Below are 25,276 nucleotides of genomic sequence, written 5' to 3' on the forward strand. Positions count from 1 at the left end.
TCGCGGATTTAGTTCAGACTATTTTCAAAAACCATTGGAAATAATCGTCGTCATTTTCCGCTCTATAGCCCTTCGTCATGTGCTGCGGCAACAGGCCGCAGCACAAACGTCCTTTCAGGCGGCTCAGTGCGCCTCATCCCAGTTGTTGCCTACGCCCACCTCGACCAGAAGCGGTACGTCCAGTTGTGCGGCGTTGCTCATGTGCACGCGAATCTCCTCGCGTACCTGGTCGACCAGGTCCTCACGCACCTCGAGCACCAATTCATCGTGCACCTGCAGGATGACTTTGGCGTCCAGGCCAGACGATGTCAGCCAGTTGTCCACCGCCACCATGGCTTTCTTGATGATGTCCGCCGCGGTGCCTTGCATCGGGGCGTTGATCGCCGTGCGCTCGGCAGCTTTGCGCAGGGCCTGGTTTTTCGCGTTGATTTCCGGCAAGTACAGGCGACGACCGAAGATGGTTTCGACGAAGCCTTGCTCGGCGGCCTGGGCGCGCGTGCGCTCCATGTATTCCAGCACGCCGGGATAACGGGCGAAATAACGGTCGATGTAGGCCTGGGACTGTTTGCGGTCAACGCCGATCTGCTTGGCCAGGCCAAACGCACTCATGCCGTAGATCAGGCCGAAGTTGATGGCTTTCGCGCTACGACGCTGATCGTTGGTAACCGCGCCCAGCTCGACGCCAAACACTTCTGCGGCCGTGGCCCGGTGGACATCGAGGTTGTTGCGGAAGGCATGCAGCAAGCCTTCGTCCTTGGCCAGGTGCGCCATGATCCGCAGTTCGATTTGCGAGTAGTCCGCGGCCAGCAGCTTGTAGCCTTTCGGCGCGACGAACGCCTGACGAATCCGGCGACCTTCGGCGGTGCGAATCGGAATGTTCTGCAGGTTCGGGTCGATGGACGACAGACGCCCGGTGGCTGCGACGGCTTGCTGGTAAGACGTATGAATGCGCCCGGTGCGAGCGTTGATCTGCTCTGGCAAACGGTCGGTGTAGGTGCTTTTGAGCTTGCTCAGCGAGCGGTACTGCATCAGCACCTTGGGTAGCGGGTAGTCCTGTTCGGCCAGCTCGGCCAACACGGCTTCGGCAGTCGAAGCCTGACCCTTGGCGGTTTTGCTGAGTACAGGCAAACCGAGCTTTTCGTAGAGGATCACGCCCAGTTGCTTCGGCGAGCCGAGGTTGAATTCTTCACCTGCAATGGCAAAGGCCTCACGCTCAAGGGCGACCAGTTTCTCGCCCAGCTCGACGCTCTGGATGCCCAGCAGGTTGGCGTCCACGAGCGCGCCCTGGCGCTCGATACGGGCCAGGACCGGCATCAGCGGCATTTCAATCCCGTTGAGCACTTTGACCAGGCTTGGCGTCGCGGCCAGTTTTTCCTGCAAGGCCAGATGCAGGCGGAAGGTGACGTCGGCGTCTTCGGCGGCATAGGGGCCTGCCAGTTCAAGGGAAATCTGGTCGAAGGTCAGCTGTTTGACGCCTTTGCCCGCGATCTCCTGAATGTCGGTCTTGCTTTGGCCCAGGTATTTGAGCGCCAGGCTGTCCATGTCGTGGCGGGTGGCCGTCGAATCCAGTACGTAAGACTCGAGCATGGTGTCGTAGGCAACACCCTGAACAGTAATCCCGTTGCTCTGATCGCCACCGATGGCGCAATTGGCGAGGATATTGGTGTCGAACTTGGCGTGCTGGCCGACTTTCAGTTTATTCGGGTTTTCCAGCAGCGGTTTCAACGCCAGCAGCACGGTGTCGCGATCCAGTTGCTCTGGCACGCCCATGTAGGAATGGGTCAGCGGAATGTAGGCTGCTTCGTTGGGCGCGACAGAAAACGACAGGCCCACCAGTTGCGAGTGTTGGGCATCGCTGCCGTTGTTTTCGGTGACGAAGGCGATCAGTGGCGCCTTGTCGAGCTTGTCCAGCCAGGCCTCGAAGCGCTTCTGGTCGAGGATGGTTTCGTATTTCGCTTCGGTGGCACCCGGCTGCTCCTGGGCGACCTCGACAATGTCCTGACCCGAGCGCTTGGCGTCGCGCTGGTTCTCTTCGAACCAGCTCTTGAACTCCAGCAGGGAATAGAGCTCGGCAAGCTTGTCGTGATCCGGTGGGCCCATCTGCAGATCGTCGAGGCCGATGTCCAGCGGCACGTCGATCTTGATGGTTGCCAATCGATAAGAAAGAAAGGCCATTTCCTTATGCTCTTCGAGCTTGGCCGGCAGGGTCTTGGCGCCGCGAATCGGCAGGGTCGGGACGATATCGAGCTGCGCATAAAGCTCGGTCAGGCCGCCGTTCACGCCAACCAGCAGGCCGGAAGCGGTCTTCGGACCAATACCCGGAACGCCCGGGATGTTGTCGGACGAATCGCCCATCAACGCCAGATAATCGATGATCTGCTCGGGAGCGACGCCGAATTTCTCCTTCACGCCTTCCACGTCCAGCGCGCTACCGGTCATCGTATTGACCAAGGTAATGTGCCCGTCGACCAGTTGCGCCATGTCCTTGTCGCCGGTGGAAATCACCACCGGGCGGTCGGCGGCCGCGCTGCTGCGGGCCAGGGTGCCGATGACATCGTCCGCTTCGACGTTGTCCACGCACAGCAATGGAAAGCCCAAGGCCTTGACGCTGGCGTGCAGCGGTTCGATCTGGACCCGCATATCGTCAGGCATGCTCGGACGGTTGGCCTTGTATTCGGCGAACATCTCGTCGCGGAATGTCCCGCCCTTGGCGTCGAACACCACGGCGAACGGGCTGTCCGGGTACTGCTTGCGCAGACTCTTGAGCATGTTCAATACGCCCTTGACCGCACCGGTCGGCAGGCCTTTGGACGTGGTCAGCGGTGGCAGCGCATGAAAAGCGCGGTACAGGTAAGAAGAACCGTCCACCAGGACGAGGGGGGCTTGGCTCATGAGCAGGATCAACCTTTTCGGCGGGTCCGGCGCTAGAATAGCGGGACCGTTGACGACAAAGGGACAAGGTTATCATGCGCACACTAAATCGCTTGTTGCTGGCTGGCTTCTTTGCAATCACTCCATTGGCAGCGATGGCGGCGGATGATGCGCCATCAGCAGAACCGCAAGTCACTATCCGCACGGAAGGCGATAAAACCATTCAGGAATATCGGCAGAACGGCTTTTTGTACGCCATCAAGGTGACGCCAAAGGTCGGCAAACCATATTTTCTGGTGCGTGCTGACGGCTCGGACGGTAACTTCATTCGCTCGGATCAACCGGATATGCTGATTCCTGCGTGGGAAATCTTTAAGTGGTAAGCGGTTCTTAACTTTAATCGGCGCTTGCTGTGCAGCGGCGCCCGTACTGGCAGTTTTAACCATGTCTGTGTTCACCCCCCTGGCTCGGCCCGAGCTGGAAACCTTTCTCGCCCCTTACGGGCTCGGCCGCCTGCTTGATTTCCAGGGGATCGCCGCCGGTAGCGAAAACACCAATTTCTTTATCAGTCTGGAGCAGGGTGAGTTTGTCCTGACCCTGGTCGAGCGCGGTCCGGTGCAGGAGATGCCGTTCTTCATCGAACTGCTCGACGTGCTGCACGACGCCAACCTGCCGGTGCCTTATGCCCTGCGCACCACCGACGGCGTTGCGTTGCGCGAACTGGCCGGTAAACCTGCGCTGTTGCAGCCACGTCTGGCGGGCAAGCACATCAAGGACGCCAACGCGCAGCATTGCGCTCAGGTCGGCGAGCTGCTGGCTCACCTGCACCTGGCGACCCAGGCCAACATGATCAAGCGTAAAACCGATCGCGGCCTGGACTGGATGCTGGAAGAGGGCACGCAGTTCCTCTCGCACCTGAACGCCGAGCAAAGCGATTTGCTGCAACGGGCCCTGGAAGAAATCACCCGGCAAAAGACGAAAATTCTGGCGCTGCCGCGTGCCAACATCCATGCGGATCTGTTCCGCGACAACGCGATGTTCGAAGGCACGCACCTGACCGGGTTGATCGACTTCTACAACGCCTGTTCAGGGCCGATGCTCTATGACGTGGCAATTGCCTTGAACGACTGGTGTTCGGACGAGCAAGGGCAGATCGATGGTGTGCGGGCGCGGGCATTGCTGGGCGCTTATGCCGCGCTGCGACCGTTCACCGCTGCCGAAGCGGAGCTGTGGCCAACCATGCTGCGCGTGGCGTGCGTGCGGTTCTGGTTGTCGCGGTTGATTGCGGCGGAGTCTTTCGCCGGGCAGGACGTGTTGATTCACGATCCGATGGAGTTTCAGCTGCGGTTGGCGCAGCGGCAGAAGGTCGACACGCCGTTGCCTTTCGCCCTCTAAAAGCATCGCGGGCAAGCCCGCTCCCAAAGGGTTCGCGGTGATCCTTGTGGGAGCGGCGGTGCGGCGATCCGACTTGCCCGCGATGGGCGCGACACCGATGTTGGAGTTACAACGACTCCAGACACCCGGCCAAATCATTCCCCAGCTTTTCCAGCATCTGCTCATACCCCTGAGCGGTCGCTGGCGTGTACCCGCCCAGCGCATCCAGCTCCGCCAGTTTTACCGGCAGCCCGGCCACCAGGGTCTCTGCCAGGCGTGGGCGCAGCGGAGGTTCGCTGAACACGCAAGTCTTGCCGACTTCCTGCAACCGCGTACGCATCGCCGCGACGTGCTGGGCACCGGGCTGCACTTCGGCTGCGACACTGAATACGCCGGCGTGTTTGAGGCCGTAGGCGTCTTCGAAGTAGTCGAACGCTTCGTGGAACACGAAGTAAGGCTTGTTCGCGATCCCTGCCAGGCGAGCCTTCAGGCGTAGGTCCAAGGCATCCAGGCGCTCATCGAAGGCTTTGAGGTTGCTCTGATAGCGCGCTGCGTTAGCCGGATCAGCTGCACTCAGATCGGCAGCCATTTTGCTGGCGATCACTCGGGCGTTGATCGGTGACAACCACAAGTGCGCATCCAGGCTGCCGGGGCGATGATCGTGGTCATGCTCATCGGCTTCTTCGGCGTGGGAGTGGCTGTCTTCGGCGAAACGTCGCAGTTTCAGGCCAGGCAAATCCTGCACCGCGACGCTGGGCAGCGTACGACCTTTCAGTACGCGAGGCAGGAAACCCTCCATGTCCGGGCCGATCCAGTAAACCAGGTCCACCGACTGCACCTTCCGTACGTCGGATGGGCGCAAGGCATAGTTATGCGGCGAAGCCCCGGGTGGCAGCAACACCTCCGGAATCGCCACACCCTCTTGCACCGCAGCAGCAATCAGCTGCAGCGGCTTGATGCTGGTAAGGACTTTGACTTCGGCCTGGGCTGAACCGATCAGCAGAAAACTTGCGACAAATGCGACAAAGATAGAAAAAAGTCGGGACACGATGACCACTCGAAGAGGCGAGAACGGGTAACATAATAACGTCTCTCACAACACTCGTCGCCGCTCATGCCGAAAACACCGATTGCCAGCCGTCCCCACGACCACTCTCATTGCGTCCATAGCGCATTGTCTGAGGCCGATGCCTTGTGCGCACGTCAGGGGCTACGCCTGACCGCTTTGCGCCGGCGGGTGCTGGAACTGGTATGGCAAAGCCACAAACCGCTGGGTGCCTACGACATTCTGGCGGTGCTCAGCGAGCAGGACGGCCGCCGCGCTGCGCCGCCGACCGTGTACCGCGCGCTGGATTTCCTCTTGGAAAACGGCCTGGTACACCGCATCTCCTCACTGAACGCCTTCGTCGGCTGCAATCACCCGGAACACGCTCACCAAGGGCAGTTCCTGATTTGCCGCCAATGCCACGCCGCCATCGAGCTCGAACAGAAGTCCATCAGCGAGGCGATCATCGGCAGCGCCAAGGACGTCGGATTTATCGTCGAGGCCCAGACCGTTGAAGTCATCGGTCTCTGCTCGGGTTGCCAGGGGGCTTGATGAGCAATGCGCTGATTCGTCTTGAGCAGGTGGCCGTCACTTTTGCCGGGCAAAACGTGCTGGATAACATCGAACTGAGCGTCGAGCCGGGGCAGATCGTGACCCTGATCGGCCCCAATGGCGCCGGTAAAACCACGCTGGTGCGCGCGGTGCTCGGTCTGTTGAAGCCGGACAGCGGCAGCGTCTGGCGCAAGCCGAAGTTGCGCGTCGGTTACATGCCGCAAAAACTCCATGTCGATCCAACCCTGCCGCTGTCGGTGCTGCGTTTCTTGCGTCTGGTCCCTGGCGTGGACCGCGCCCGGGCCTTGGCAGCGCTCAAGGAAGTCGGCGCCGAGCAGGTGATCGACAGCCCGGTGCAAAGTGTTTCCGGTGGCGAAATGCAGCGGGTGCTGCTGGCGAGGGCATTGCTGCGCGAGCCGGAATTGCTGGTGCTCGATGAGCCGGTGCAAGGCGTCGACGTGGCCGGTCAAGCCGAGCTCTATAGCCTGATCACACGTCTGCGCGACCGTCATGGTTGCGGCGTATTGATGGTCTCTCACGATTTGCATCTGGTGATGAGCACCACCGACCAGGTGGTGTGCCTGAATCGCCACGTCTGCTGCTCCGGGCATCCCGAGCAGGTCAGCGGCGATCCCGCGTTCGTCGAACTGTTCGGAAAGAACGCACAAAGCCTGGCGATTTATCACCATCATCACGACCACGCTCACGACCTGCATGGCTCGGTGGTCATCGCGACCCCGTCGGCCCATACCCACGTTCATGGAGATAGCTGCAAGCATGGCTGATTTTCTGCTCTTCGCCCTGCTTGCAGGTCTGGCCCTGGCGCTGGTCGCGGGCCCGCTGGGTTCGTTCGTGGTCTGGCGGCGCATGGCTTATTTCGGCGACACCCTGTCCCACGCCGCATTGCTTGGCGTGGCGCTGGGCTTTCTGCTGGATGTCAGCCCGACTGTGGCTGTCACCGTAGGCTGCCTGTTGCTGGCGGTGTTGCTGGTGACGCTGCAACAACGGCAGCCATTGGCCTCCGATACGCTGTTGGGGATTCTCGCACCGAGCACGCTCTCTCTGGGCCTGGTGGTACTAAGCTTCATGCATGAAGTGCGGATCGACCTGATGGCCTATCTGTTCGGCGACCTGTTGGCGATCAGCCCGACCGATCTGGCCTGGATCCTCGGCGGTAGCGCGGCGGTGCTGGCATTGCTTGTCACACTGTGGCGCCCCTTGCTGGCGATCACCGTGCACGAAGAACTGGCCAGGGTTGAAGGTTTGCCGGTGGCGGCGTTGCGCCTGGTTCTGATGTTGCTGATCGCCGTGGTGATCGCGGTGGCGATGAAAATCGTCGGCGTGTTGCTGATTACTTCGTTACTGATTATTCCGGCGGCTGCGGCACAGCGTCACGCCCGCTCGCCGGAGCAGATGGCACTGGGCGCGAGCCTGCTGGGCATGCTCGCGGTGTGTGGCGGGCTGGCGTTGTCCTGGTTCAAGGACACCCCGGCCGGTCCGTCGATTGTGGTGGCGGCCGCTGTGCTGTTTCTGCTGAGTTTTGTCCTGCCCCGTCGAGGGGTGTAGACTTGCTCGTTTTTTGCGCAAATAGAGAGTCGCAGGAATGAAGCCGTTCGCCTCCCGTTATCTGCTCCTTGTCGCATTTTCGCTGCTACTGGGTGCTTGCCAAAGCACGCCACCGGCGGCCACCGAGGCCCCCGATGCGCGGGCCACGGCTATTGCACAACTGGAACAAAGCCTGGCCAGCAGCGAGCTGGCCACCGCCGAGGACCAATTAGCGGCCTTGCAGGCCGAGTCGCCTAACGATCAATCCCTTGAGCAATACCAGCGGCAATTGGCCGAAGCCTATTTGCTGCGCAGCCAGATCGTGTTGCAAAAAGGTGATGTGAATGCCGCGGCCACTGCCCTCAGCCGTGCCCGGGTGTTGATGCCCAAGGCCCCGGCGCTGACCGGTGGTGTTAACAATGCGATTGTTTATGCACGCAAGGCTGAACTGGATAAAGCCGAAGCGGCCCTCAAGGCTGCTGAAGCCAAACCGCAGGCCAAGGTGATCGATCCGACGGCTGAAAGCACCACGGTGGCGTTGAACCTCACCGATATGAGCAAGCTTCGTCGCCAGCTGGATGCCATCGCCGCCGATGTGGTGAATTATCAATGCGATGTGAGCATTCAGGCTCCGCGCACCCAGGATTACCCATGGCTGGCCACGTTGCTGACCAAACGGGTGAAGAAGCTGGATTCGGGGTTTGATCTGAAGCTGGAGAAGCAGATTCTGCGCAATATTCCGGCGCAGATGGTTTTGAGCCCTCGCAAGCCATAAAGAAAAGATCGCAGCCTGCGGCAGCTCCTACAGACCGTGTAGGAGCTGCCGCAGGCTGCGATCTTTTGCTTTTCTAGATGCATCAGGCCGCAATTGCCTTGGTCCCAGGTTCCTACCTTTGATCGCCTTATTGCCAAATCGCTGGTTGAAGGCGAAATAAATGCTAAGAACCTCTATACGGACAGGCTAAAATGCGCGCCCGGCTAACCGCTGATCCTTTTCTAACGCGCCCCACAAGGTTCGCTACGTGATCGAGTTTCAAAACGTCCACAAAACTTACCGCGTCGCCGGTAAGGATATTCCCGCCCTGCATCCGACCAGTCTGACGATTGAGAACGGTCAGGTCTTTGGCCTGATCGGCCATTCCGGTGCGGGAAAAAGTACTCTGCTGCGCCTGATCAACCGCCTGGAAAACTCCAGTGGCGGCAAGATCATCGTCGATGGTGAAGAAGTCACGGCGCTTGATGCCAACGGCCTGCGGCGTTTCCGTCAGCAGGTCGGGATGATTTTCCAGCACTTCAACCTGCTGGCGTCCAAGACCGTGGCCGATAACGTCGCGCTGCCGCTGACCCTCGCCGGTGAGCTGTCGCGCAGCGAAATTGACCAGCGTGTGGCGCAGTTGCTGGCGCGGGTTGGCCTGGCCGACCATGCGAAAAAATACCCGGCACAACTGTCCGGTGGTCAGAAGCAGCGTGTCGGCATCGCCCGCGCCCTGGCAACCAAGCCGAAAATTTTGCTGTGCGACGAAGCCACCAGTGCCCTCGACCCACAGACCACGGCGTCGGTCCTGCAACTGCTGGCCGAGATCAATCGCGAGCTGAAGCTGACCATCGTCCTGATCACCCACGAGATGGATGTGATCCGTCGAGTCTGCGATCAGGTGGCGGTGATGGATGCCGGTGTGATCGTCGAGCAAGGTTCGGTGGCCGAAGTGTTCTTGCATCCCAAGCACCCGACCACCAAGCGCTTCGTGCAGGAAGACGAGCAGATTGACGAGAACGAACAGCGCGACGACTTCGCTCATGTACCGGGCCGCATCGTGCGCCTGACCTTCCAGGGCGAAGCGACCTACGCACCGTTGCTGGGTACCGTCGCCCGGGAAACGGGTGTGGACTACAGCATCCTGGCCGGTCGTATCGATCGCATCAAAGAGGTTCCCTACGGCCAATTGACCCTGGCCGTCACCGGTGGCGACATGGAAGCGGCGTTTGCTCACTTCACCGCAGCTGATGTCCACATGGAGGTGCTGCGCTGATGGAAGTCCTGATGAGTTTCTTTTCCAATATCGACTGGTACGAAATCTGGCTGGCCGCCGGCGACACCCTGCTGATGCTTGGCGGTTCGCTGTTGTTCACCGTGCTGCTGGGGTTGCCGTTGGGCGTGCTGTTGTTTTTGTGCAGCCCGCGCCAGTTGCTGGAAGCCAAAGGCGTCTACGCGATGCTGTCACTGGTGGTGAACATTCTGCGTTCGCTGCCGTTCATCATTCTGCTGATCGTGATGATTCCGTTCACTGTGTTGATTACCGGCACTTCCCTCGGCGTCGCCGGTGCGATTCCACCGTTGGTGGTGGGCGCCACGCCGTTCTTCGCGCGACTGGTGGAAACCGCCCTGCGTGAAGTGGATCGCGGCATCATCGAGGCGACCCAGTCCATGGGCGCGACGACGCGTCAGATCATCACCAACGCCTTGCTGCCGGAGGCCCGCCCGGGCATCTTCGCGGCGATTACGGTGACAGCGATTACACTGGTGTCCTACACAGCGATGGCCGGTGTGGTCGGCGCTGGCGGCTTGGGCGACCTGGCGATCCGTTTCGGTTACCAGCGTTTCCAGACCGATGTGATGGTGGTCACCGTGGTGTTGCTGCTGGTGCTGGTTCAAGTGTTGCAAACCGTCGGCGACAAGCTGGTGGTTCATTTCTCCCGCAAATAAACAGTTTCGTCACTTAAGACATGAGCCGGCCATTCGCTGGCAGGTGCCGAAGACTGGCGCCTCACAAGGAGTTAGCTGAATGAAAAAACTACTCGTCGCGTTCGCTGCCGTTGCAGCCTTTTCCGCCCACGCTGCAGACACCCTGACCGTCGCAGCCACCCCGGTGCCGCACGCGGAAATCCTCGAATTCGTTAAGCCGACCCTGGCCAAAGAAGGCGTGGACCTGAAAGTCAAAGTCTTCACCGACTACGTCCAGCCGAACGTGCAGGTAGCCGAGAAGCGTCTGGACGCCAACTTCTTCCAGCACCAACCGTACCTGGATGAGTTCAACAAGGCCAAGGGCACCAACCTCGTCAGCGTTGCCGGTGTGCACCTGGAGCCGCTGGGCGCTTACTCCAGCAAGTACAAGAAACTGGAAGAGCTGCCGGGCGGCGCCAACGTGGTAATCCCGAACGACGCCACCAACGGCGGCCGTGCGCTGTTGCTGCTGGCGAAGGCTGGTCTGATCAAGTTGAAGGATTCGAACAACATCCTGTCGACCGTGAAGGACATCACTGAGAACACCAAGGACCTGAAATTCCGTGAACTGGAAGCCGCGACCATCCCGCGCGTGCTGACTCAGGTCGACCTGGCGCTGATCAACACCAACTACGCGCTGGAAGCCAAACTCGATCCGTCCAAGGATGCGCTGGTCATCGAAGGCAGCGACTCGCCGTACGTGAACATCCTCGTTGCCCGTCCGGACGACAAGGACAGCGCGGCAATGCAGAAACTGGTTGCTGCCCTGCACAGCCCGGAAGTCAAAAAATTCATCACCGAGAAGTACAAAGGCGCGGTATTGCCAGCGTTCTGATCTGACGCAAAAAAAAACGGGGACGCAATTATGCGTCCCCGTTTTTTTATGCCTGAAATACCAATCCTGTAGGAGCCAGGCTTGCCGGCGAAGGGGCCCTTGAGATCGCCTTCGCCGGCAAGCCTGGCTCCTACAGTTCGGTGTCGTTTATTGGCGGTTGAGCATCACCGGCAGCTGCGCCACCAGTTTCTGGTTATTCAGCGGTGCACGAATGAACCCGCGTTGAGTCCCGTCCGGCCCGATCACCGCGAGGTTGCCGCTGTGATCGACGGTGTAGTTCGGCTTGCTGGTGTCCGCCGGAATGAACGGAATGCTCACCGCGTTGGCCATTTTCTGAATGTCTTCGACCGAGGACGCGGTCAGCCCGATGAATTGCGGATCGAAGTAGCCCAGGTACTGCTTGAGTTGCTTGGGCGTGTCGCGGTTCGGGTCGACGCTGACCAGGATGACCTGCAACTTGTCCACCGCATCCGCCGGCAGTTCACTCTTGATCTGCCGTAGCTGGGCGAGGGTGGTCGGGCAGATGTCCGGGCAGAAGGTGTAGCCGAAGAACAGCAGACTCCACTTGCCTTTCAGTTCGTTGACCGCCACTGGCTTGCCGTCCTGGTCGGTCATCTTCACGTCCGGCAGGTTACGGCTTTGGGGCAGCAGGATGATCCCTGCATCGATCAGCGCCGTCGGGTCGCCCTGGTTTTTCCCGGTCAGTACTTTATTGACGGTCAGGCCCAGGATCAGCGCGATCAGGGCAACGAGGATGAAGACGGTTTTCTGGGTTCGAGTCATAGGATCAACAGTAAGTAGTGGTCTACGAGCAGCGCGATAAACAGCAGGAACAAGTAGTAGATAGAGTACTTGAACGTGTTGATCGCCGCGTGCGGCCGAGTGCCACGGTACAGCACCACGGCCCATTGCAGAAACCTTGCGCCCAGTAAAAGGGCACAGATCAGGTAGAGCACGCCGCTCATGTGGATCACGTAGGGCATCAGGCTGACGGCCAGCAACGCAAAGGTATAAAGCAGGATGTGGACTTTGGTGTAGTGCTCGCCATGGGTCACCGGCAGCATCGGAATGTCAGCCTTGGCGTATTCCTCCTTGCGGTGAATCGCCAGCGCCCAGAAGTGCGGCGGGGTCCAGGCGAAGATGATCAGCACCAGCAGCAACGGTTCGGCGCCGACATGACCGGTGGCGGCGGTCCAGCCGAGCAGCGGCGGGGCGGCTCCGGCGAGGCCGCCGATGACGATGTTCTGCGGCGTCGCGCGTTTCAGAAACCCGGTGTAGACCACGGCATAACCGAGTAAGGAGGCGAGGGTCAGCCACGCTGTCAGCGGGTTGGTGAAGGTCAGCAGCAAGGCTTGGCCGAGCACCGCCAGCACCAGGGCGAAGGTCAGCGCAGCGGCTGGAGACACCCGGCCTTCGGCCAGGGGCCGTTTGTGGGTCCGGGCCATGACCGCGTCGATGCGCCGATCCACCACATGGTTGACCGCCGCCGCCCCGCCGGCACACAGGGCGATCCCCAGATTGCCGAACACCAGTACCGTCCATGGCACCCCGGCGCGGGTCGCGAGGAACATGCCGACCAGCGAGGTGATGAGCATCAGCACCACCACTTTCGGCTTGGTCAGTTCCAGGTAGTCTCGCCAGATGGCCTGACTGTGACGTTCGCCGATCAGAGTCGCCATGGCATCTCTCCTTTTATTGTTATGGGCCCGGCCGAGTGTTTACGCAGGCGTAGACGCCAGCGCCGAGGGGGCTGATGCTTGACCCGAACCAGGCTGGTTCGCGCGTGATAATTGACCAGCACCATCGTCAACAAAAGCGCTGCACCGCCGGCGTTGTGGGCGACGGCCACCGGCAACGGCAAGTGGAACACCACGTTGCTGATGCCCAGGGTGATTTGTGCGGCAAGGGCGATCAGCACCATGGCGGCCAGGCGCGTCATGCCGACGACCTTCAGTTGCCAGGCCAGACCAAGCAGAACAAAGGTGACCAATAACGCGCCGATGCGGTGAGTCAGGTGAATCGCGGTGCGGGCATCGCTGTCCAGTTGCCCGCCCAGATAATTCGGGCCGATGTGTTGGGTCAGGTGAAAGCCGTTGGCGAAATCAGCCGGTGGCAGCCATTGCCCGTGACAGGTTGGAAAGTCGATGCAGGCTACCGCTGCGTAATTGGAGCTGACCCAGCCGCCAAGGGCGATCTGCCCGATCACCAGCAGCAAGCCGGCGGTTGCCCAGTATTGCAAGCGCCGAGGTACGGTCAGCGCCGGCAACACGCCGGACAGGCGCAAGGTCAGCAGAAATAACAGGCTCAAGGTCGCAAAACCGCCGAGCAAATGCCCGGTGACCACTTGCGGCCAAAGCTTGAGCGTCACCGTCCACATGCCGAAAGCCGCTTGGCCAATGACCAACGCCAGCAGGAACAGCGGCAACTTCACCGGCTGCCCCGGATGATGACGATGGACCCAGGCGCGGCCCGCCAGCACCGCGATCAGCAGCCCCAGCGTGCCGGCGAAGTAGCGGTGGACCATCTCGTTCCAGCCCTTGTGGGCTTCCACCGGGGTGTCTGGAAAATGCAGTTCGGCATGAGCCAGCTGGGCTTCGCTTTGCGGCACGCTGATAAAACCGTAGCAGCCGGGCCAGTCCGGGCAGCCGAGGCCGGCGTGGGTCAGGCGTGTGTAAGCGCCGAGCAACACCACAATCAGTGCTAGCAAGGTGGCAAACAGCGCGAGGCGAAATCCAGGTTTGGCCATGACGATGCCCTTATCCGATGTTCGACAGTTTCAGCAGGTGGCGCAGGTCGTTGAGCAGGTCCTTGCCCTTCACCGTCGGGTCGTAACGCAGCACCAGATTGCCGTGAGGGTCGATGATCCACAGGTGCGGCGTGTCATTGCTCTGAGCGCCTTTTGTGTAGGACGGCAGGTCCAATGAATAGCGTTGCAGCTGCGGGTACTCGCGTTGAAGTTTAGTCTCGTAATCGCTGTTCAGCGGCTGCGCGATGGCCAGCGCATGGCTGGCGCGGGCAGCGTCGCGACCAAGGCCGATCTGGAGTTGCCGCGCCAGATACACCAGCTGCTGGCAGTCCACCGAACAGTCCTTGGGCGCCGTCACCAGCAACTGCCAGCGTTCTTCTTGCGCCTGTACACCAATGTCGGCGCGGGTCTGGCCGTTGCCGATCAGTTCACCGTGATAACTGCGGCCTTCGGGCACCCAGAACTGCAGTTTGTACATGCCGGTGGCGAGGATCATCGGACCGATCACCCCCAATAAAATCAGCAACAACTGCAAGCGTCCGCGCCGTCGATTCACCGGTGTTTTCGCTTCAGACATGCCGGGTGGATTCATGGCCACTCCCATTATTGTTCTCCTTTGCGTTGTGCCATCCGAGATAGAGATAAAGGCCGAACAGCGCGATCGCCAGGGCGAACCACTGCACGGCGTAAGCCAGATGCTTTTCCGGCCCCATGGCCACCACCGGCCAATCGGCCCGGTAGGTCGCGGGGCCGCTTTGCGCACGTAATTCGTAGGCGAAACCGTCACGCTCTAGCGCCGTCCACAGCCTGGCCGGTTCAACGGCGGTGATCAGTTGTGGCCAGGTCGTGGTGTTGGGGTCGGCGTGCAACTGGAACGTTGCGCCGGGGGAGACATAGACCCAGGCGTCGAGGCTCAATGCCTCAGTCGGTGTGGTGAATGACGGCGGTGTGCGCCGGTCCGGCCACGGCAGCCAGCCGCGATTGACCAGCAGCCAGAGCCCGGTGGCCTGATCCTGAAACGGTTGCAACAGCTCGACCCCGACCTTGCCGTCGCGCTGCCGGTTATCCAGCAGCAGGCTGTGTTCGGCATCGAACTGGCCGTGCAGGCGAACCCGGCGGAAGGCCGGATCTTCGGTGTGTTGCAGTTCGGTGCTGGCCATCGGTTCGGCCGCCCGGCGCTCGGCGTAATTTTGCAGCAGCGCGCTTTTCTCCGCGCCCCGACTCAACTGCCAGAAGCCGAGTGACACCAGTGAGGGCAGCAGCACCGCGACCACCAAAGTCGGCACGAGGCCCGGCCGGAAGCGCTTCATGGCGTCGCCAGAAAGTCGGTCATCGCGATAGCTATACTCACATGCATCGCCTGTCCCCCGGAGTGTCACCATGCTCAAAGCAGCCATCGTCCTGATGCTGATTGCCACGGTTGTCAGCCTGTTCAGCGGCCTGTTTTTTCTGGTCAAGGACGACAGCAGCTCGAATCGCCTGGTCATCGCCTTGAGTGTTCGTGTTGCGCTGGCCGCTGCCACTGTCGGCTTGATCGCCTGGGGTTTTTTCAGCGGCCAGCTGGTGTCCCACGTGCCTTGGTAGTGATGAGAGCCAGGGCTCAGAGCACGTAGACGAAAACGAACAGCCCGATCCACACCACATCCACAAAGTGCCAGTACCAGGTCGCCGCCTCGAAGCCGAAATGGTGGTCGGCATTGAAGTGCCCGCGCATGATGCGCATCAGCATGACGAACAGGATGATGGTGCCGATGGTCACGTGGGCACCGTGGAAACCGGTGAGCATGAAGAACGTTGCGCCGTAGATGCCGGAACCCAGGGTCAGGCCCAGCTCGTGGTAGGCGTGCAGGTATTCTTTGGCTTGAAAGCCAAGGAACCCGCTACCGAGCAACACCGTCAGCAGCAGCCAGATTTTCAGTGCGCCGCGATGGCCATTCTTCAGGGCGTGGTGAGCGATGGTCACGGTGACGCTGGAACTCACCAGCAGCACGGTGTTGAGCAGCGGCAGGCCCCAGGGGCTGATGACTTCCTTGGGTGGAGGAAAGAGTTTCGAGTCCGGGTTGTTCAGCAGCGGCCAGGTGAACTCGAACGTCGGCCACAGCATGTGGGCGATGCCTTTGGTGCCTTCACCACCCAGTGCCGGGCCCGCGATGTTGCGCACATAAAACAGCGCACCGAAAAAGGCGAGGAAGAACATCACCTCCGAGAAAATGAACCAGCTCATGCCCCAGCGGAACGAGCGGTCGAGTTGCGGGCTGTACAACCCCGCGCGACTCTCCTTGACCACCGTCCCGAACCAGCCGAACAGCATGTAGGCCAGCAGCAGTCCGCCGACGAAAAAGATCAGCGGGCCATGGGATTCCGGCCGCGCAGCCTTCAGGTCATTGAACCAGGTGCCCAGGCCGAACACCGTGACCAGCATGCCGACCGTGGCGATGATCGGCCATTTGCTATGGGCTGGAACGTAATAATGCTCATGAGTTGCCATTTATTGTTCTCCTTATCGGGCACGCTTTAACGCCTAGCCACCGGTGCTTGCTGCAACAGCCACGGGCGGATGACGTGCGGTGATATCGAACAGCGTGTAGGACAGCGTCAGGTGCTTCACATCCTTGGGCATGTCGCGGTCAACGATGAACCGTACTGGCATCTCGATGCGTTGACCGGGCTGCAGCACTTGCTGGGTAAAGCAGAAACATTCGGTCTTGTGGAAGTACGCGGCCGCATTACTCGGCGCGATACTCGGCACCGCCTGGGCGCTCATCGGCCGGTCGGTGGGGTTGTGGGCGATAAAAATCATCTCGTTCACCGCCCCGGGGTGCGCGGTCAGCTCATCCGTCTTGGGATAGAAGTCCCAAGGCATGTCAGCGGCATTGGTCGACAGAAACTGCACGCGAACCTGCCGCGAGGCATCGACCGTTTGCTCGCCTTCATATTGCCCGGCGGTTTTGCCATTGATGCCGAATGCCTTGCACATCACGTCGTAGATCGGCACCAGGGCAAAGCCGAAGACAAACATCGCTGCCACCACGAACAGCAGGCGGGTGACCAGTTTCTTCATCGAGATCGAGTCAGCCATGACGTCTAATCTCCACCGCTCCCACAAAGGCTAGTGCGTTCATTTCACTTCCGGCGGTGTGGTGAAGGTGTGATACGGCGCGGGCGACGGAATGCTCCATTCCAGGCCTTCGGCACCATCCCACGGCTTGGCCGGTGCCGGCTCGCCGCCGCGAATGGTCTTGATCACGATGAACAGGAAGAAGATCTGCGTGGCACCAAACATGAACGCGCCGATCGACGACACCATATTGAAGTCGGCGAATTGCAGGTTGTAGTCCGGAATCCGCCTCGGCATGCCCGCCAGGCCCACGAAGTGCATCGGGAAGAACGCCATGTTCATGCCGATGAAAGACAGCCAGAAGTGCAGCTTGCCGAGGGTTTCGTCGTACATGTGGCCGGTCCATTTCGGCAGCCAGAAGTAAGCCGAGGCGAAGATCCCGAAGATCGCCCCCGGCACCAGCACGTAATGGAAGTGCGCGACCACGAAGTAGGTGTCCTGGTACTGGAAGTCCGCCGGGGCGATGGCCAGCATCAACCCGGAGAACCCGCCAATGGAGAACAGGATCACGAACGCCACCGCGAACAGCATCGGCGTCTCGAAGGTCAGCGAGCCTTGCCACATGGTGCTGGCCCAGTTGAACACCTTCACGCCGGTCGGCACCGCGATCAGCAGCGTGGCGTACATGAAGAACAACTCGCCCACCAGCGGAATGCCGACCACGAACATGTGGTGCGCCCAGACGATGAATGACAGGAACGCAATACTGGCCGTGGCATAGACCATCGAGGTGTAGCCAAACAGCGGCTTGCGCGAGAACGCCGGAATGATCGAGCTGACGGCACCGAAGGCCGGCAGGATCATGATGTACACCTCGGGGTGACCGAAGAACCAGAACACGTGCTGGAACAGCACCGGGTCTCCGCCACCGGCGGCACTGAAGAAACTGGTACCGAAGTGGATGTCCATCAGCATCATGGTCACGCAGCCGGCCAGCACCGGCATCACCGCGATCAGCAGGAACGCGGTGATCAGCCAGGTCCAGACGAACAGCGGCATTTTCATCAACGTCATGCCGGGGGCGCGCAGGTTGAGGATGGTCGCGATCACGTTGATCGCCCCCATGATCGAACTGATCCCCATCAAGTGGATGGCGAAGATGAAGAACGTCACGCTTTCCGGCGCGTAGGTGGTCGACAGTGGTGCATAGAAGGTCCAGCCGAAATTCGGCCCGCCGCCAGGGGTGAACAGGGTCGATACCAGCAGCAGGAACGCGGCCGGCAACAGCCAGAAACTGAAGTTGTTCATTCGCGGCAGGGCCATGTCCGGTGCGCCGATCATCAACGGGATCATCCAGTTGGCGAGGCCGACGAAGGCCGGCATCACCGCACCGAAAACCATCACCAGGCCGTGCATGGTGGTCATCTGGTTGAAGAACTCAGGCTGGACGATTTGCAGTCCCGGCTGGAACAGCTCGGCACGAATCACCATGGCGAACGAGCCGCCGAGCAGGAACATGGTGAACGCAAACCACAGGTACAGCGTGCCGATATCCTTGTGGTTGGTGGTCAGCACCCAGCGCATCAGGCCTTTGGCGGGGCCGTGGGCGTGTGCGGTGCCGGTGGTATGAACATGGTCATCGATTACAGCAGTCATGTCCTGTCTCCTGCAAACGGATGGGCTGGGCGAACCGGGGCGTGATGCCCCGAGCGATTTCCTGGGTGCGCAATAGACCGGGTCATTTGCTTTCCGCCTGTTTCAGCTCCAGCACTTCTTTAGGGGTGACCATGTCGCCTTTGTTATTGCCCCAGGCGTTACGTTCGTAGGTCACGACCGCTGCGATATCGACTTCCGAGAGCTGCTTGCCGAACGCCGCCATGGCGGTACCGGGCTTGCCGTGGAAGACGAGGCTCAGGTGATCCTTGATCGGGCCGGTGGCGATTTTCGAGCCCTTGAGTGCCGGGAACATCGGCGGCAGGCCCTGGCCTTCGGCCTGGTGACAGGCCACGCAAGTGGTGTGATAGATCTTGTCGCCGCGCTCCTTGAGCTCGTCGAGGGTCCATTCCTTGCTGGTCAGCTCTTTGAGTTGCGCGGCTTCCGCCTTGCGCTCGCCCAGCCATTTTTCGTAGTCGGCCTTTTCCTTGACCTCGACCACGATCGGCATGAAGCCGTGGTCCTTGCCGCACAGCTCGGCGCACTGACCACGATAGATGCCGGGTTTGTCGACACGGGTCCAGGATTCATTGACGAAGCCCGGAATCGCATCGCGCTTGACCGCGAAGGCCGGCACCCACCAGGAGTGGATGACGTCGGCGGAGGTCACCAGAAAGCGCACCTTGGCACCGATCGGCAGCACCAGCGGCTTGTCGACCTCCAGCAGGTAATGTTCGCCCTTGGCTTCTTTGTTGTGGATCTGATCGGCGGGGGTGGTCAGGTTGCTGAAAAATTCGACGTCCTGACCCAGGTATTTGTAATGCCACTTCCACTGATATCCGGTGACCTGGATATCGATATCCGGCTCGGTGTTGTCGTACATCTTGATCAGTGTGGCGGTTGCGGGAACCGCCATGGCCACCAGGATAAGCAGGGGCACGATGGTCCAGAGGATTTCAACGGTGGTGCTTTCATGAAATTTTGCGGCCACCTGCCCGGTCGAGCGGCGGTGGATCATCATCGACCAGAACATGGCGCCGAAGACGATGATGCCGATCACCACACAGATCCAGAAAATGGTCATGTGCAGATCGAATACTGCGTGACTGATTTCAGTCGCTCCAGGCGCCATATTGACAGTCCAGGCCGCTTGCGCCTGACTGAAAATCGACCACAACAGGAGGCCCATCCAGACATGTGGATGTCGCATCATTGCGGGTTCCCCTTATCGTTCTTGTTATCCCGTAGGCGTAACGCCTGCGGCAAGGGAGCGGCTTTTTCAGACCACGAACTTGAATCGCCGAGCCTTGCTGCATATGCAGTCGGGTGTCATCAGCTAACTCCATTCAGAACCGAGTATAGACAGCGACTGCTACCTCGCAACGCGACGGCGTAAATCAACTGAAAGAGCCTGGACTTGCGTTCCAGGTCTCGAATGGAGAAGGATGTAGACGAGTGGTGGCAAATCGATATAACTATGATGTCTCAAGGATGAAATAATTATGACAAATGCGTCTTAGCCTTTTTCCTAAGCCAGCTAAGTTATGTCTTCCCTATTTCATTGCCTTTGTTTCCTGGAGTTTTCATGAACACCGCCGCATTGCGCGAGCAGATCCAACAAGCCCAACAACATGAGGCCGAGACCGGCCAACTGACTCGTCAGCTGGAAACCCAGCTGCCGCACCTTCACTCCGCCATCCAGCTGCCGGATGTCGACGCCAACGGCGTGATGACGCGTTTTGTGGCCGCGTATATAGAACAAGTGCCAGACCTGCTGGATGCAGCCAATGAAGTCGCCAGGGAAGCGGGTATCGAGTCGCAGATCAAGCCGGTATTGAAAATCGCCGAGCAGTTTTTCCTTCAGCCGCCGGCGATCCTGACCGGTCACGTCGGCCTGGACAGCCTGCTGGACGAAGCTTATCTGGCTCACCGCTTGGTCGAAGAGGTCAACGACCTGTACATCAAGCATTTTGGCCAGCCATTGATCCCCTTGGACATGACTGTTGCCAACCTGATTGCCCACCAACTGATTGGCGAGGAATTTGCCAACCAACTGGATGAGGCGGTGCATCACGCCGTGGACGAGATGCTTGACGATGAAAGTTTCGCGCTGGAGTCGGTGGAGGCCTACCGCGAGAAACTCAACAGCCCGGACACCGGCGCCGCGTGGAAGCGCTGGCCGTGCCTGTCGCGCCAATTGGGCGTGGAACTGGAGCTGGATCAGCCGGCGGCTTGATCTGGACCCCTTAAAAGATCGCAGCCTCCGGCGGTGCCCAACGGGCGTAGAAGCTGCCGAAGGCTGCGATCTTTTGCTTTATATCCCGGCGGAACCTACGCCCGTCGTGGTCCGCAACCGTCCTTCCAATCTGCGCTTCAACCCCCGCGCTTCAATTAACAGCTTCGAACCCTTGGCCGCATTGGCCCGGCCCCACTCCTCCAGCAACTCAAGGCACGAGTGATCGATGTAGCTCAGGTTATTGAGCGGCACATGCACCGTTGCGCCTGCCGGGATGCTCCCCAGCACCTGGGTCAACGCCGGCACCTTGAGGAAGGTCGCCGCCCCCACCAGTCGCAGCTCCATCTCGCCGTCCGCCGGCAAGTCGATCAGGCTGATTTTCAGGCGCGAAGCCTTCCAGGCCAGTTTGGCCAGCGTCAGGCCGAAGCCGATCAGCACGCCGGTCAGCAGGTCGGTGAAGATGATTGCCAGTGCGGTCGCCGCATAGGTGAACATCGGCATCCGGCCATAACGGCCCAAGCCGCGAAAGGCCTTGAGGTCTACCAGTTTGAAACCGGTGTAAACCAGCACGCCCGCCAGACTCGCCACCGGAATGCTTTGCAGCACGCTCGATAGCAGCAGCACGAAAGCCAGCAGCCACAGGCCATGGAACACTGTCGACAGGCGGGTAGTGGCGCCAGCCTGAACGTTGGCCGAACTGCGTACGATCACCCCGGTCATCGGCAGCGCGCCGAGCAGACCACACAACATGTTGCCCACACCTTGTGCTGACAATTCGCGGTCGAAGTCCGAGCGTTGACCACTGTGCATACGATCCACGGCGGCGGCCGAGAGCAGGGTTTCGGCGCTGGCGATAAAGGCCACGGCGAAGGCGGCGATCAGCAGGGTTGGGTCAGCCAGGTTGAGCAGATCCGCTGGGCGTAGCCAATCGATGGCCTCCGCGAGGTTAGCTGGGACCTCCACACGTTTGACCTGCAAGGCGAGCGCCAGGCTGGCGATCGTTGCCAGACCGACCCCGAGCAATGCACCGGGAACGAAACGCAATGAGTGCGGGCGGAATTTTTCCCACAGCCACATCACGGCAATGGTCGACAGCCCGAGCAAACCCGCTTGCCAGCCAAACGAAGGCAAAGCCTGAATCACCGCAGCGGGGAAAGCCGCCAGGTTATCCAGCCCCGAGGGCTTGGGCACGGCATCGAGCATTACGTGCACCTGTGACAGTACGATCAACACACCGATGCCGGCGAGCATGCCGTACACCACCGCCGGCGCCGTGACCCGAAACCAGCAACCCAGTTTCAAACGCCCGGCCACCAATTGCAGAAAACCCGCCAGCAACAGGATCGGCCCGAGCATGGCGATACCATGCTGGCGCACCAGCTCGAACACCAATACCGCCAGACCCGCCGCCGGGCCGCTGACTTGCAGCGGTGAACCGGCAAGCCAGCCTACCACCAGCCCACCGATGATGCCGGTGATCAGGCCTTTGGCCGGCGGCAGCCCTGAGGCGATGGCGATGCCCATGCACAAAGGCAGGGCAACCAGGAACACAACCACCGAAGCCAGTAGCTCCCGTGGCAGAACAGCTTTTAATTGAGCGGCACGCATGGTGACTCTCCCGATGTTTTCTTCAGGCATGGCAAAGCCGGGCTGCCTGATCGGCAGCCTCGGTTAAACCACATAGGGATCTGGTGGCCCGTCTCGCAAACGTAAGTTGTGAGACAGGCTACGAAGAGGATTTAGAAGCGCGCTTTGGGCGTCGCCACCGGAATCGGATGACTGCCGTCGAGCGGCAGGAAACAACCCTGATCCGCGTCGTAAGCCTGGATTTCGCTGGTTTCGATGTTGTAGACCCAACCATGGATAAACAACTGACCGTTGGCCATGCGCGAGGCCACCGACGGGTGCGTGCGCAAATGCTGCAACTGAGCGATCACATTCTCTTCGGTGAGGATGTGCATGCTCTCGCTTTCATCCGAGCAATGGCAGTTGTCCTGAACCATGGTTTTCGCCACTTCCGCATGGCGCAGCCAGGCTTTGACCGTCGGCATCTTTTCCAGGCTCTGCGGGTTGAGTACCGCACGCATCGCACCACAATCGGAGTGGCCGCAGATGATGATGTGCTGCACCCCGAGGGCCAGCACCGCGTATTCGATGGCCGTGGAAACACCACCGTTCATTTGCCCATAAGGTGGCACGACGTTGCCGACATTACGGGTCACGAACAGGTCGCCGGGGGCACTTTGGGTAATCAGTTCGGGAACAATGCGCGAGTCGGCGCATGCGATGAACATCGCCCGAGGCCGTTGGGCCGTGGCGAGTTTTTTGAAGAGTTCTTCCTGCTGCGGAAAGATCTCGTGATGAAAGTGCAAAAAGCCGTCAACGATATGCTGCAGCGCTGCATCGGCGGTTTCCGCCTCGGGTTGGGCTGAAGCCGACGCAGCCAACGGCTGTTTATCCTTGTCACTCATGATTCATCCTCTTTGGCGGAGTCAGGGAATTTTCCCGTTTTGTCCGATGTGAAGCCAGTGGCTGTTTAAAAACATCCAGGTCAAGAAGTCAGACCCGTCAGTCACTCGATGAGCAAGGTAGCGGCCGAAGCTTAACTCAAACTGAATCAAACGCTCTAGAACGTGCGTTCCAGGTCATTAAGAAATATGACCAGCTTGAACACGACGTGCTTTTTCACTACTCCACCATAGGTCCAATTGTCCTTAAATCAATGACATCTGGCGACCCGGCGGACAAAAGGCTTTGCAGTCCAGATCGAAACCTTCCCGACGATTGAGCTCCAGGCGCTTGATGGTTTTGGCGAAGCGTTGCGCCAACAGGTCGGCAAACGGCCCTTCACCGCGCATACGGGCGCCAAACCGACTGTCGTAAAGCTCGCCACCACGGCTCTGGCGGATCAGGCTCAGGACATGAGCGGCCCGCTGAGGATAGTGGGCTGCCAGCCACTCTTCGAACAAGGGTGCCACTTCCAGTGGCAATCGCAACATCATGTAGGCCGCACTTTGCGCTCCGGCCGCATGAGCTTCGGTCAGCAGGCTTTCGAGCTCGCTGTCGTTGATCATCGGAATCATCGGTGAACACAAAACGCCCACCGGAATCGCGGCTTCGCGCATCACCCGGATCGCCCGAAGTCGCGCCTTGGGCGCAGCAGCACGGGGTTCGAGGATGCGTTTGAGCTCATCGTCCAGGGTGGTGAGGCTGATCATTACCGCCACCAGCCGTTGCCCGGCGAGTTCGGCCAGCAGGTCCAGATCGCGCAGAATCAGCGAGCCCTTGGTGATGATGGTCACCGGGTGGCGGTAGCGCAGCAGCACCTCGAGTGTCTTGCGGGTGATTCTGTGTTCACGCTCGATCGGCTGATAAGGGTCGGTGTTGGAGCCCAGGTTGATCGGCGCGCATTGATAGCCGCGCCTGGACAGTTGCTCTTCCAGCACATCGGCGGCGTTGGTCTTGGCGATCAGTTTGGTTTCGAAATCCAGCCCCGGTGACATATCCCAGTAGGCGTGACTGGGCCGTGCGTAGCAATAGATGCAGCCATGCTCGCAGCCGCGATAGGGATTGATCGAACGATCGAAGGGCAAATCCGGCGAGTTGTTGCGAGTAATGATGGTTTTCGCCGTCTCGATGCGCACCTCGGTGCCTTGGGTGATCGGCGCTTCCTGATACCAGCCGTCATCCTCGGCCACCGAACGGTTCGGCGCGAAACGGTTGTGCGGGTTGGTAGCGGTGCCGCGACCGCGCGGGGGCAGAGGGGTAGACATGAAAACGTCTCTATACTGTTTTTATATACAGTATAGGGGTGTCGCTCATATGACTAGTGCCACTGGGCGCCTGGTCGAACCCAGACGATATCCGTTACTTCCCTATCGCGGATCGGCATATTCACGATTCTTTGACAGGTGGCTCACGGGACTTTGACCGCTCAAGGCTCAATCTGGGTGTCATCCAGCTGTCTCTCTCTTCCCACACGGTCGCCTGAGCATGTCCCAATTCCGCCTTTTCCCTGCGATTTGTCTGTCGTTGGTTGCGTTTTTTACTCTTTCACTGGCTTGGGCCGACGATGCGCCATTGCCTCGGCCTGCGGACTGGGCTCAATCGGTGGAGGTTCAGTACAACCTCTATCAGATGTCCCCGACCCTCTATCGAAGTGCATTGCCGGACAAGGGGGCGGTGCCGTTGCTGGAAAAACTCAAGGTCGCCACCGTCATCAACTTCCTGCCTGAACCGGACTCAAACTGGTTGTCCAAACCCGGAATCACCCAGATACAGCTGCCCTACCGTACCAATCACGTGGATGACAGTGATGTGCTCAAGGCCCTTCGCACGATTCAGACCGCCGAGGCCAAAGGGCCTGTGCTTATGCACTGCAAACACGGCTCGGATCGCACCGGCCTGATGGCGGCGATGTACCGGGTGGTGGTGCAGGGCTGGAGTAAGGAAGATGCGCTGAGTGAAATGACTCAGGGCGGTTTTGGCGACAGCACCCACTTCAAGGATGGCATTCGCTACATGATGCAGGCCGATGTCGACAAACTTCGTACGGCGCTGGCCAATGGTGATTGCAGCACAAGCCCGTTTGCCATGTGTTCGATGAAGAGTTGGTTCAACTCGGCTCATGTCGAGTAAG

The 25,276-nt window shown here is 60.0% G+C and carries 26 protein-coding genes; 12 read left to right on the plus strand and 14 right to left on the minus strand.

Going from position 1 to position 25,276, the window contains the following annotated elements:
* Nucleotides 1–123: 123 nt before the first annotated feature.
* Nucleotides 124–2,892 (minus strand): DNA polymerase I, encoded by a 2,769-nt coding sequence (polA, locus tag PMI21_RS05935; protein WP_007940708.1) that lies wholly within the window; start codon nt 2,890–2,892, stop codon nt 124–126.
* 74 nt (nt 2,893–2,966) lie between these two features.
* On the opposite strand from polA, the gene PMI21_RS05930 reads away from it, so the two are divergent.
* Nucleotides 2,967–3,254, plus strand: a complete 288-nt coding sequence (locus PMI21_RS05930) for a DUF2782 domain-containing protein (RefSeq protein WP_007940709.1) — start codon at nt 2,967–2,969, stop codon at nt 3,252–3,254.
* 61 nt (nt 3,255–3,315) lie between these two features.
* Complete coding sequence (locus PMI21_RS05925) at nt 3,316–4,266, plus strand: homoserine kinase (RefSeq protein ID WP_007940710.1); 951 nt, start codon at nt 3,316–3,318, stop codon at nt 4,264–4,266.
* Nucleotides 4,267–4,372: 106 nt separating this feature from the next.
* Here the strand turns inward: PMI21_RS05925 and PMI21_RS05920 are convergent, their stop codons facing one another.
* Nucleotides 4,373–5,293 carry a zinc ABC transporter substrate-binding protein ZnuA gene (locus PMI21_RS05920; RefSeq protein WP_007940711.1) on the minus strand — a complete coding sequence of 307 codons (921 nt, stop codon included), beginning with the start codon at nt 5,291–5,293 and terminating at the stop codon, nt 4,373–4,375.
* 66 nt (nt 5,294–5,359) lie between these two features.
* Between PMI21_RS05920 and zur the strand changes: the two genes are divergently transcribed.
* From zur to PMI21_RS05885, 7 genes are all read left to right on the plus strand, one after another.
* On the plus strand, nt 5,360–5,842 hold the full coding sequence (zur, locus tag PMI21_RS05915) for a zinc uptake transcriptional repressor Zur (protein ID WP_007940712.1): 483 nt from the start codon (nt 5,360–5,362) through the stop codon (nt 5,840–5,842).
* Entirely contained in the window at nt 5,842–6,627 is a 786-nt protein-coding gene (gene znuC / locus PMI21_RS05910; RefSeq protein WP_007940713.1) for a zinc ABC transporter ATP-binding protein ZnuC, read from the plus strand. The genes zur and znuC overlap by 1 nt, the downstream gene beginning before the upstream one ends.
* On the plus strand, nt 6,620–7,408 hold the full coding sequence (gene znuB / locus PMI21_RS05905) for a zinc ABC transporter permease subunit ZnuB (protein ID WP_007940714.1): 789 nt from the start codon (nt 6,620–6,622) through the stop codon (nt 7,406–7,408). The genes znuC and znuB overlap by 8 nt, the downstream gene beginning before the upstream one ends.
* 37 nt (nt 7,409–7,445) lie before the next feature.
* Nucleotides 7,446–8,162, plus strand: coding sequence for a PA5502 family lipoprotein (locus PMI21_RS05900; protein WP_007940715.1), 717 nt, complete (start codon nt 7,446–7,448; stop codon nt 8,160–8,162).
* A 247-nt stretch (nt 8,163–8,409) separates the two neighbouring features.
* Complete coding sequence (locus PMI21_RS05895) at nt 8,410–9,417, plus strand: methionine ABC transporter ATP-binding protein (protein WP_007940716.1); 1,008 nt, start codon at nt 8,410–8,412, stop codon at nt 9,415–9,417.
* Complete coding sequence (locus PMI21_RS05890; protein WP_007940717.1) at nt 9,417–10,091, plus strand: methionine ABC transporter permease; 675 nt, start codon at nt 9,417–9,419, stop codon at nt 10,089–10,091. Before PMI21_RS05895 ends, PMI21_RS05890 begins: the two co-directional genes overlap by 1 nt.
* 79 nt (nt 10,092–10,170) lie before the next feature.
* Nucleotides 10,171–10,944, plus strand: coding sequence for a MetQ/NlpA family ABC transporter substrate-binding protein (locus tag PMI21_RS05885; RefSeq protein WP_007940718.1), 774 nt, complete (start codon nt 10,171–10,173; stop codon nt 10,942–10,944).
* 147 nt (nt 10,945–11,091) lie between these two features.
* Here PMI21_RS05885 and PMI21_RS05880 read toward each other — a convergent pair whose 3' ends face one another.
* From PMI21_RS05880 to PMI21_RS05860, 5 genes are read right to left on the minus strand one after another with little or no spacing between them, the layout of a single operon-like run.
* Nucleotides 11,092–11,727, minus strand: a complete 636-nt coding sequence (locus tag PMI21_RS05880) for an SCO family protein (RefSeq protein WP_007940719.1) — start codon at nt 11,725–11,727, stop codon at nt 11,092–11,094.
* Nucleotides 11,724–12,623 carry a heme o synthase gene (cyoE, locus tag PMI21_RS05875; RefSeq protein WP_007940720.1) on the minus strand — a complete coding sequence of 300 codons (900 nt, stop codon included), beginning with the start codon at nt 12,621–12,623 and terminating at the stop codon, nt 11,724–11,726. Before cyoE ends, PMI21_RS05880 begins: the two co-directional genes overlap by 4 nt.
* Complete coding sequence (locus PMI21_RS05870) at nt 12,611–13,690, minus strand: COX15/CtaA family protein (protein WP_007940721.1); 1,080 nt, start codon at nt 13,688–13,690, stop codon at nt 12,611–12,613. Before PMI21_RS05870 ends, cyoE begins: the two co-directional genes overlap by 13 nt.
* A gap of 10 nt (nt 13,691–13,700) precedes the next feature.
* Nucleotides 13,701–14,294 carry a hypothetical protein gene (locus tag PMI21_RS05865; protein WP_007940722.1) on the minus strand — a complete coding sequence of 198 codons (594 nt, stop codon included), beginning with the start codon at nt 14,292–14,294 and terminating at the stop codon, nt 13,701–13,703.
* On the minus strand, nt 14,260–15,000 hold the full coding sequence (locus PMI21_RS05860; RefSeq protein WP_007940723.1) for an SURF1 family protein: 741 nt from the start codon (nt 14,998–15,000) through the stop codon (nt 14,260–14,262). The genes PMI21_RS05865 and PMI21_RS05860 overlap by 35 nt, the downstream gene beginning before the upstream one ends.
* Before the next feature lie 70 nt (nt 15,001–15,070).
* Here PMI21_RS05860 and PMI21_RS05855 point away from each other — a divergent pair, with 70 nt between their 5' ends.
* Nucleotides 15,071–15,274, plus strand: a complete 204-nt coding sequence (locus PMI21_RS05855) for a twin transmembrane helix small protein (protein ID WP_007940724.1) — start codon at nt 15,071–15,073, stop codon at nt 15,272–15,274.
* Nucleotides 15,275–15,290: 16 nt separating this feature from the next.
* Here PMI21_RS05855 and PMI21_RS05850 read toward each other — a convergent pair whose 3' ends face one another.
* The 4 genes from PMI21_RS05850 to coxB form a co-directional block, all read right to left on the minus strand.
* Nucleotides 15,291–16,178, minus strand: a complete 888-nt coding sequence (locus PMI21_RS05850; RefSeq protein ID WP_007940725.1) for a cytochrome c oxidase subunit 3 — start codon at nt 16,176–16,178, stop codon at nt 15,291–15,293.
* 33 nt (nt 16,179–16,211) lie between these two features.
* Nucleotides 16,212–16,769 (minus strand): cytochrome c oxidase assembly protein, encoded by a 558-nt coding sequence (locus PMI21_RS05845; RefSeq protein WP_007940726.1) that lies wholly within the window; start codon nt 16,767–16,769, stop codon nt 16,212–16,214.
* Between the two features lie 39 nt (nt 16,770–16,808).
* Nucleotides 16,809–18,404 (minus strand): cytochrome c oxidase subunit I, encoded by a 1,596-nt coding sequence (gene ctaD / locus PMI21_RS05840; protein WP_007940727.1) that lies wholly within the window; start codon nt 18,402–18,404, stop codon nt 16,809–16,811.
* An 82-nt stretch (nt 18,405–18,486) separates the two neighbouring features.
* Nucleotides 18,487–19,614 (minus strand): cytochrome c oxidase subunit II, encoded by a 1,128-nt coding sequence (gene coxB, locus PMI21_RS05835; RefSeq protein WP_007940728.1) that lies wholly within the window; start codon nt 19,612–19,614, stop codon nt 18,487–18,489.
* A 372-nt stretch (nt 19,615–19,986) separates the two neighbouring features.
* Between coxB and PMI21_RS05830 the strand changes: the two genes are divergently transcribed.
* Nucleotides 19,987–20,637: a hypothetical protein gene (locus PMI21_RS05830; protein ID WP_007940729.1), complete on the plus strand. Its 651-nt coding sequence runs from the start codon at nt 19,987–19,989 to the stop codon at nt 20,635–20,637.
* A 78-nt stretch (nt 20,638–20,715) separates the two neighbouring features.
* On the opposite strand, the gene PMI21_RS05825 is transcribed toward PMI21_RS05830, so the two are convergent.
* The 3 genes from PMI21_RS05825 to PMI21_RS05815 form a co-directional block, all read right to left on the minus strand.
* Nucleotides 20,716–22,245 (minus strand): SulP family inorganic anion transporter, encoded by a 1,530-nt coding sequence (locus PMI21_RS05825; protein ID WP_007940730.1) that lies wholly within the window; start codon nt 22,243–22,245, stop codon nt 20,716–20,718.
* 131 nt (nt 22,246–22,376) lie between these two features.
* Nucleotides 22,377–23,108, minus strand: a complete 732-nt coding sequence (locus PMI21_RS05820) for a carbonic anhydrase (RefSeq protein ID WP_007940731.1) — start codon at nt 23,106–23,108, stop codon at nt 22,377–22,379.
* Nucleotides 23,109–23,351: 243 nt separating this feature from the next.
* Nucleotides 23,352–24,410, minus strand: coding sequence for a PA0069 family radical SAM protein (locus PMI21_RS05815; RefSeq protein WP_007940732.1), 1,059 nt, complete (start codon nt 24,408–24,410; stop codon nt 23,352–23,354).
* Nucleotides 24,411–24,630: 220 nt separating this feature from the next.
* Between PMI21_RS05815 and PMI21_RS05810 the strand changes: the two genes are divergently transcribed.
* Nucleotides 24,631–25,275: a dual specificity protein phosphatase family protein gene (locus tag PMI21_RS05810; protein ID WP_007940733.1), complete on the plus strand. Its 645-nt coding sequence runs from the start codon at nt 24,631–24,633 to the stop codon at nt 25,273–25,275.
* The last annotated feature ends 1 nt before the right edge of the window (nt 25,276 follow it).

It is taken from the genome of Pseudomonas sp. GM18 (genome assembly GCF_000282195.1).
In the GTDB taxonomy this organism is placed as follows: Bacteria; Pseudomonadota; Gammaproteobacteria; order Pseudomonadales; family Pseudomonadaceae; genus Aquipseudomonas.

Coding starts and splice junctions, on each gene's coding strand:
- PMI21_RS05850 (WP_007940725.1), bottom strand. CDS start 16,178: ATGGCAACTCATGAGCATTATTACGTTCCAGCCCATAGCAAATGGCCG.
- PMI21_RS05855 (WP_007940724.1), top strand. CDS start 15,071: ATGCTCAAAGCAGCCATCGTCCTGATGCTGATTGCCACGGTTGTCAGC.
- znuB (WP_007940714.1), top strand. CDS start 6,620: ATGGCTGATTTTCTGCTCTTCGCCCTGCTTGCAGGTCTGGCCCTGGCG.
- coxB (WP_007940728.1), bottom strand. CDS start 19,614: ATGATGCGACATCCACATGTCTGGATGGGCCTCCTGTTGTGGTCGATT.
- PMI21_RS05865 (WP_007940722.1), bottom strand. CDS start 14,294: ATGGGAGTGGCCATGAATCCACCCGGCATGTCTGAAGCGAAAACACCG.
- PMI21_RS05820 (WP_007940731.1), bottom strand. CDS start 23,108: ATGAGTGACAAGGATAAACAGCCGTTGGCTGCGTCGGCTTCAGCCCAA.
- ctaD (WP_007940727.1), bottom strand. CDS start 18,404: ATGACTGCTGTAATCGATGACCATGTTCATACCACCGGCACCGCACAC.
- PMI21_RS05830 (WP_007940729.1), top strand. CDS start 19,987: ATGAACACCGCCGCATTGCGCGAGCAGATCCAACAAGCCCAACAACAT.
- PMI21_RS05890 (WP_007940717.1), top strand. CDS start 9,417: ATGGAAGTCCTGATGAGTTTCTTTTCCAATATCGACTGGTACGAAATC.
- PMI21_RS05900 (WP_007940715.1), top strand. CDS start 7,446: ATGAAGCCGTTCGCCTCCCGTTATCTGCTCCTTGTCGCATTTTCGCTG.
- PMI21_RS05930 (WP_007940709.1), top strand. CDS start 2,967: ATGCGCACACTAAATCGCTTGTTGCTGGCTGGCTTCTTTGCAATCACT.
- polA (WP_007940708.1), bottom strand. CDS start 2,892: ATGAGCCAAGCCCCCCTCGTCCTGGTGGACGGTTCTTCTTACCTGTAC.
- PMI21_RS05870 (WP_007940721.1), bottom strand. CDS start 13,690: ATGGCCAAACCTGGATTTCGCCTCGCGCTGTTTGCCACCTTGCTAGCA.
- zur (WP_007940712.1), top strand. CDS start 5,360: ATGCCGAAAACACCGATTGCCAGCCGTCCCCACGACCACTCTCATTGC.
- PMI21_RS05860 (WP_007940723.1), bottom strand. CDS start 15,000: ATGAAGCGCTTCCGGCCGGGCCTCGTGCCGACTTTGGTGGTCGCGGTG.
- PMI21_RS05825 (WP_007940730.1), bottom strand. CDS start 22,245: ATGCGTGCCGCTCAATTAAAAGCTGTTCTGCCACGGGAGCTACTGGCT.
- PMI21_RS05880 (WP_007940719.1), bottom strand. CDS start 11,727: ATGACTCGAACCCAGAAAACCGTCTTCATCCTCGTTGCCCTGATCGCG.
- PMI21_RS05885 (WP_007940718.1), top strand. CDS start 10,171: ATGAAAAAACTACTCGTCGCGTTCGCTGCCGTTGCAGCCTTTTCCGCC.
- cyoE (WP_007940720.1), bottom strand. CDS start 12,623: ATGGCGACTCTGATCGGCGAACGTCACAGTCAGGCCATCTGGCGAGAC.
- PMI21_RS05925 (WP_007940710.1), top strand. CDS start 3,316: ATGTCTGTGTTCACCCCCCTGGCTCGGCCCGAGCTGGAAACCTTTCTC.
- PMI21_RS05845 (WP_007940726.1), bottom strand. CDS start 16,769: ATGGCTGACTCGATCTCGATGAAGAAACTGGTCACCCGCCTGCTGTTC.
- znuC (WP_007940713.1), top strand. CDS start 5,842: ATGAGCAATGCGCTGATTCGTCTTGAGCAGGTGGCCGTCACTTTTGCC.
- PMI21_RS05815 (WP_007940732.1), bottom strand. CDS start 24,410: ATGTCTACCCCTCTGCCCCCGCGCGGTCGCGGCACCGCTACCAACCCG.
- PMI21_RS05810 (WP_007940733.1), top strand. CDS start 24,631: ATGTCCCAATTCCGCCTTTTCCCTGCGATTTGTCTGTCGTTGGTTGCG.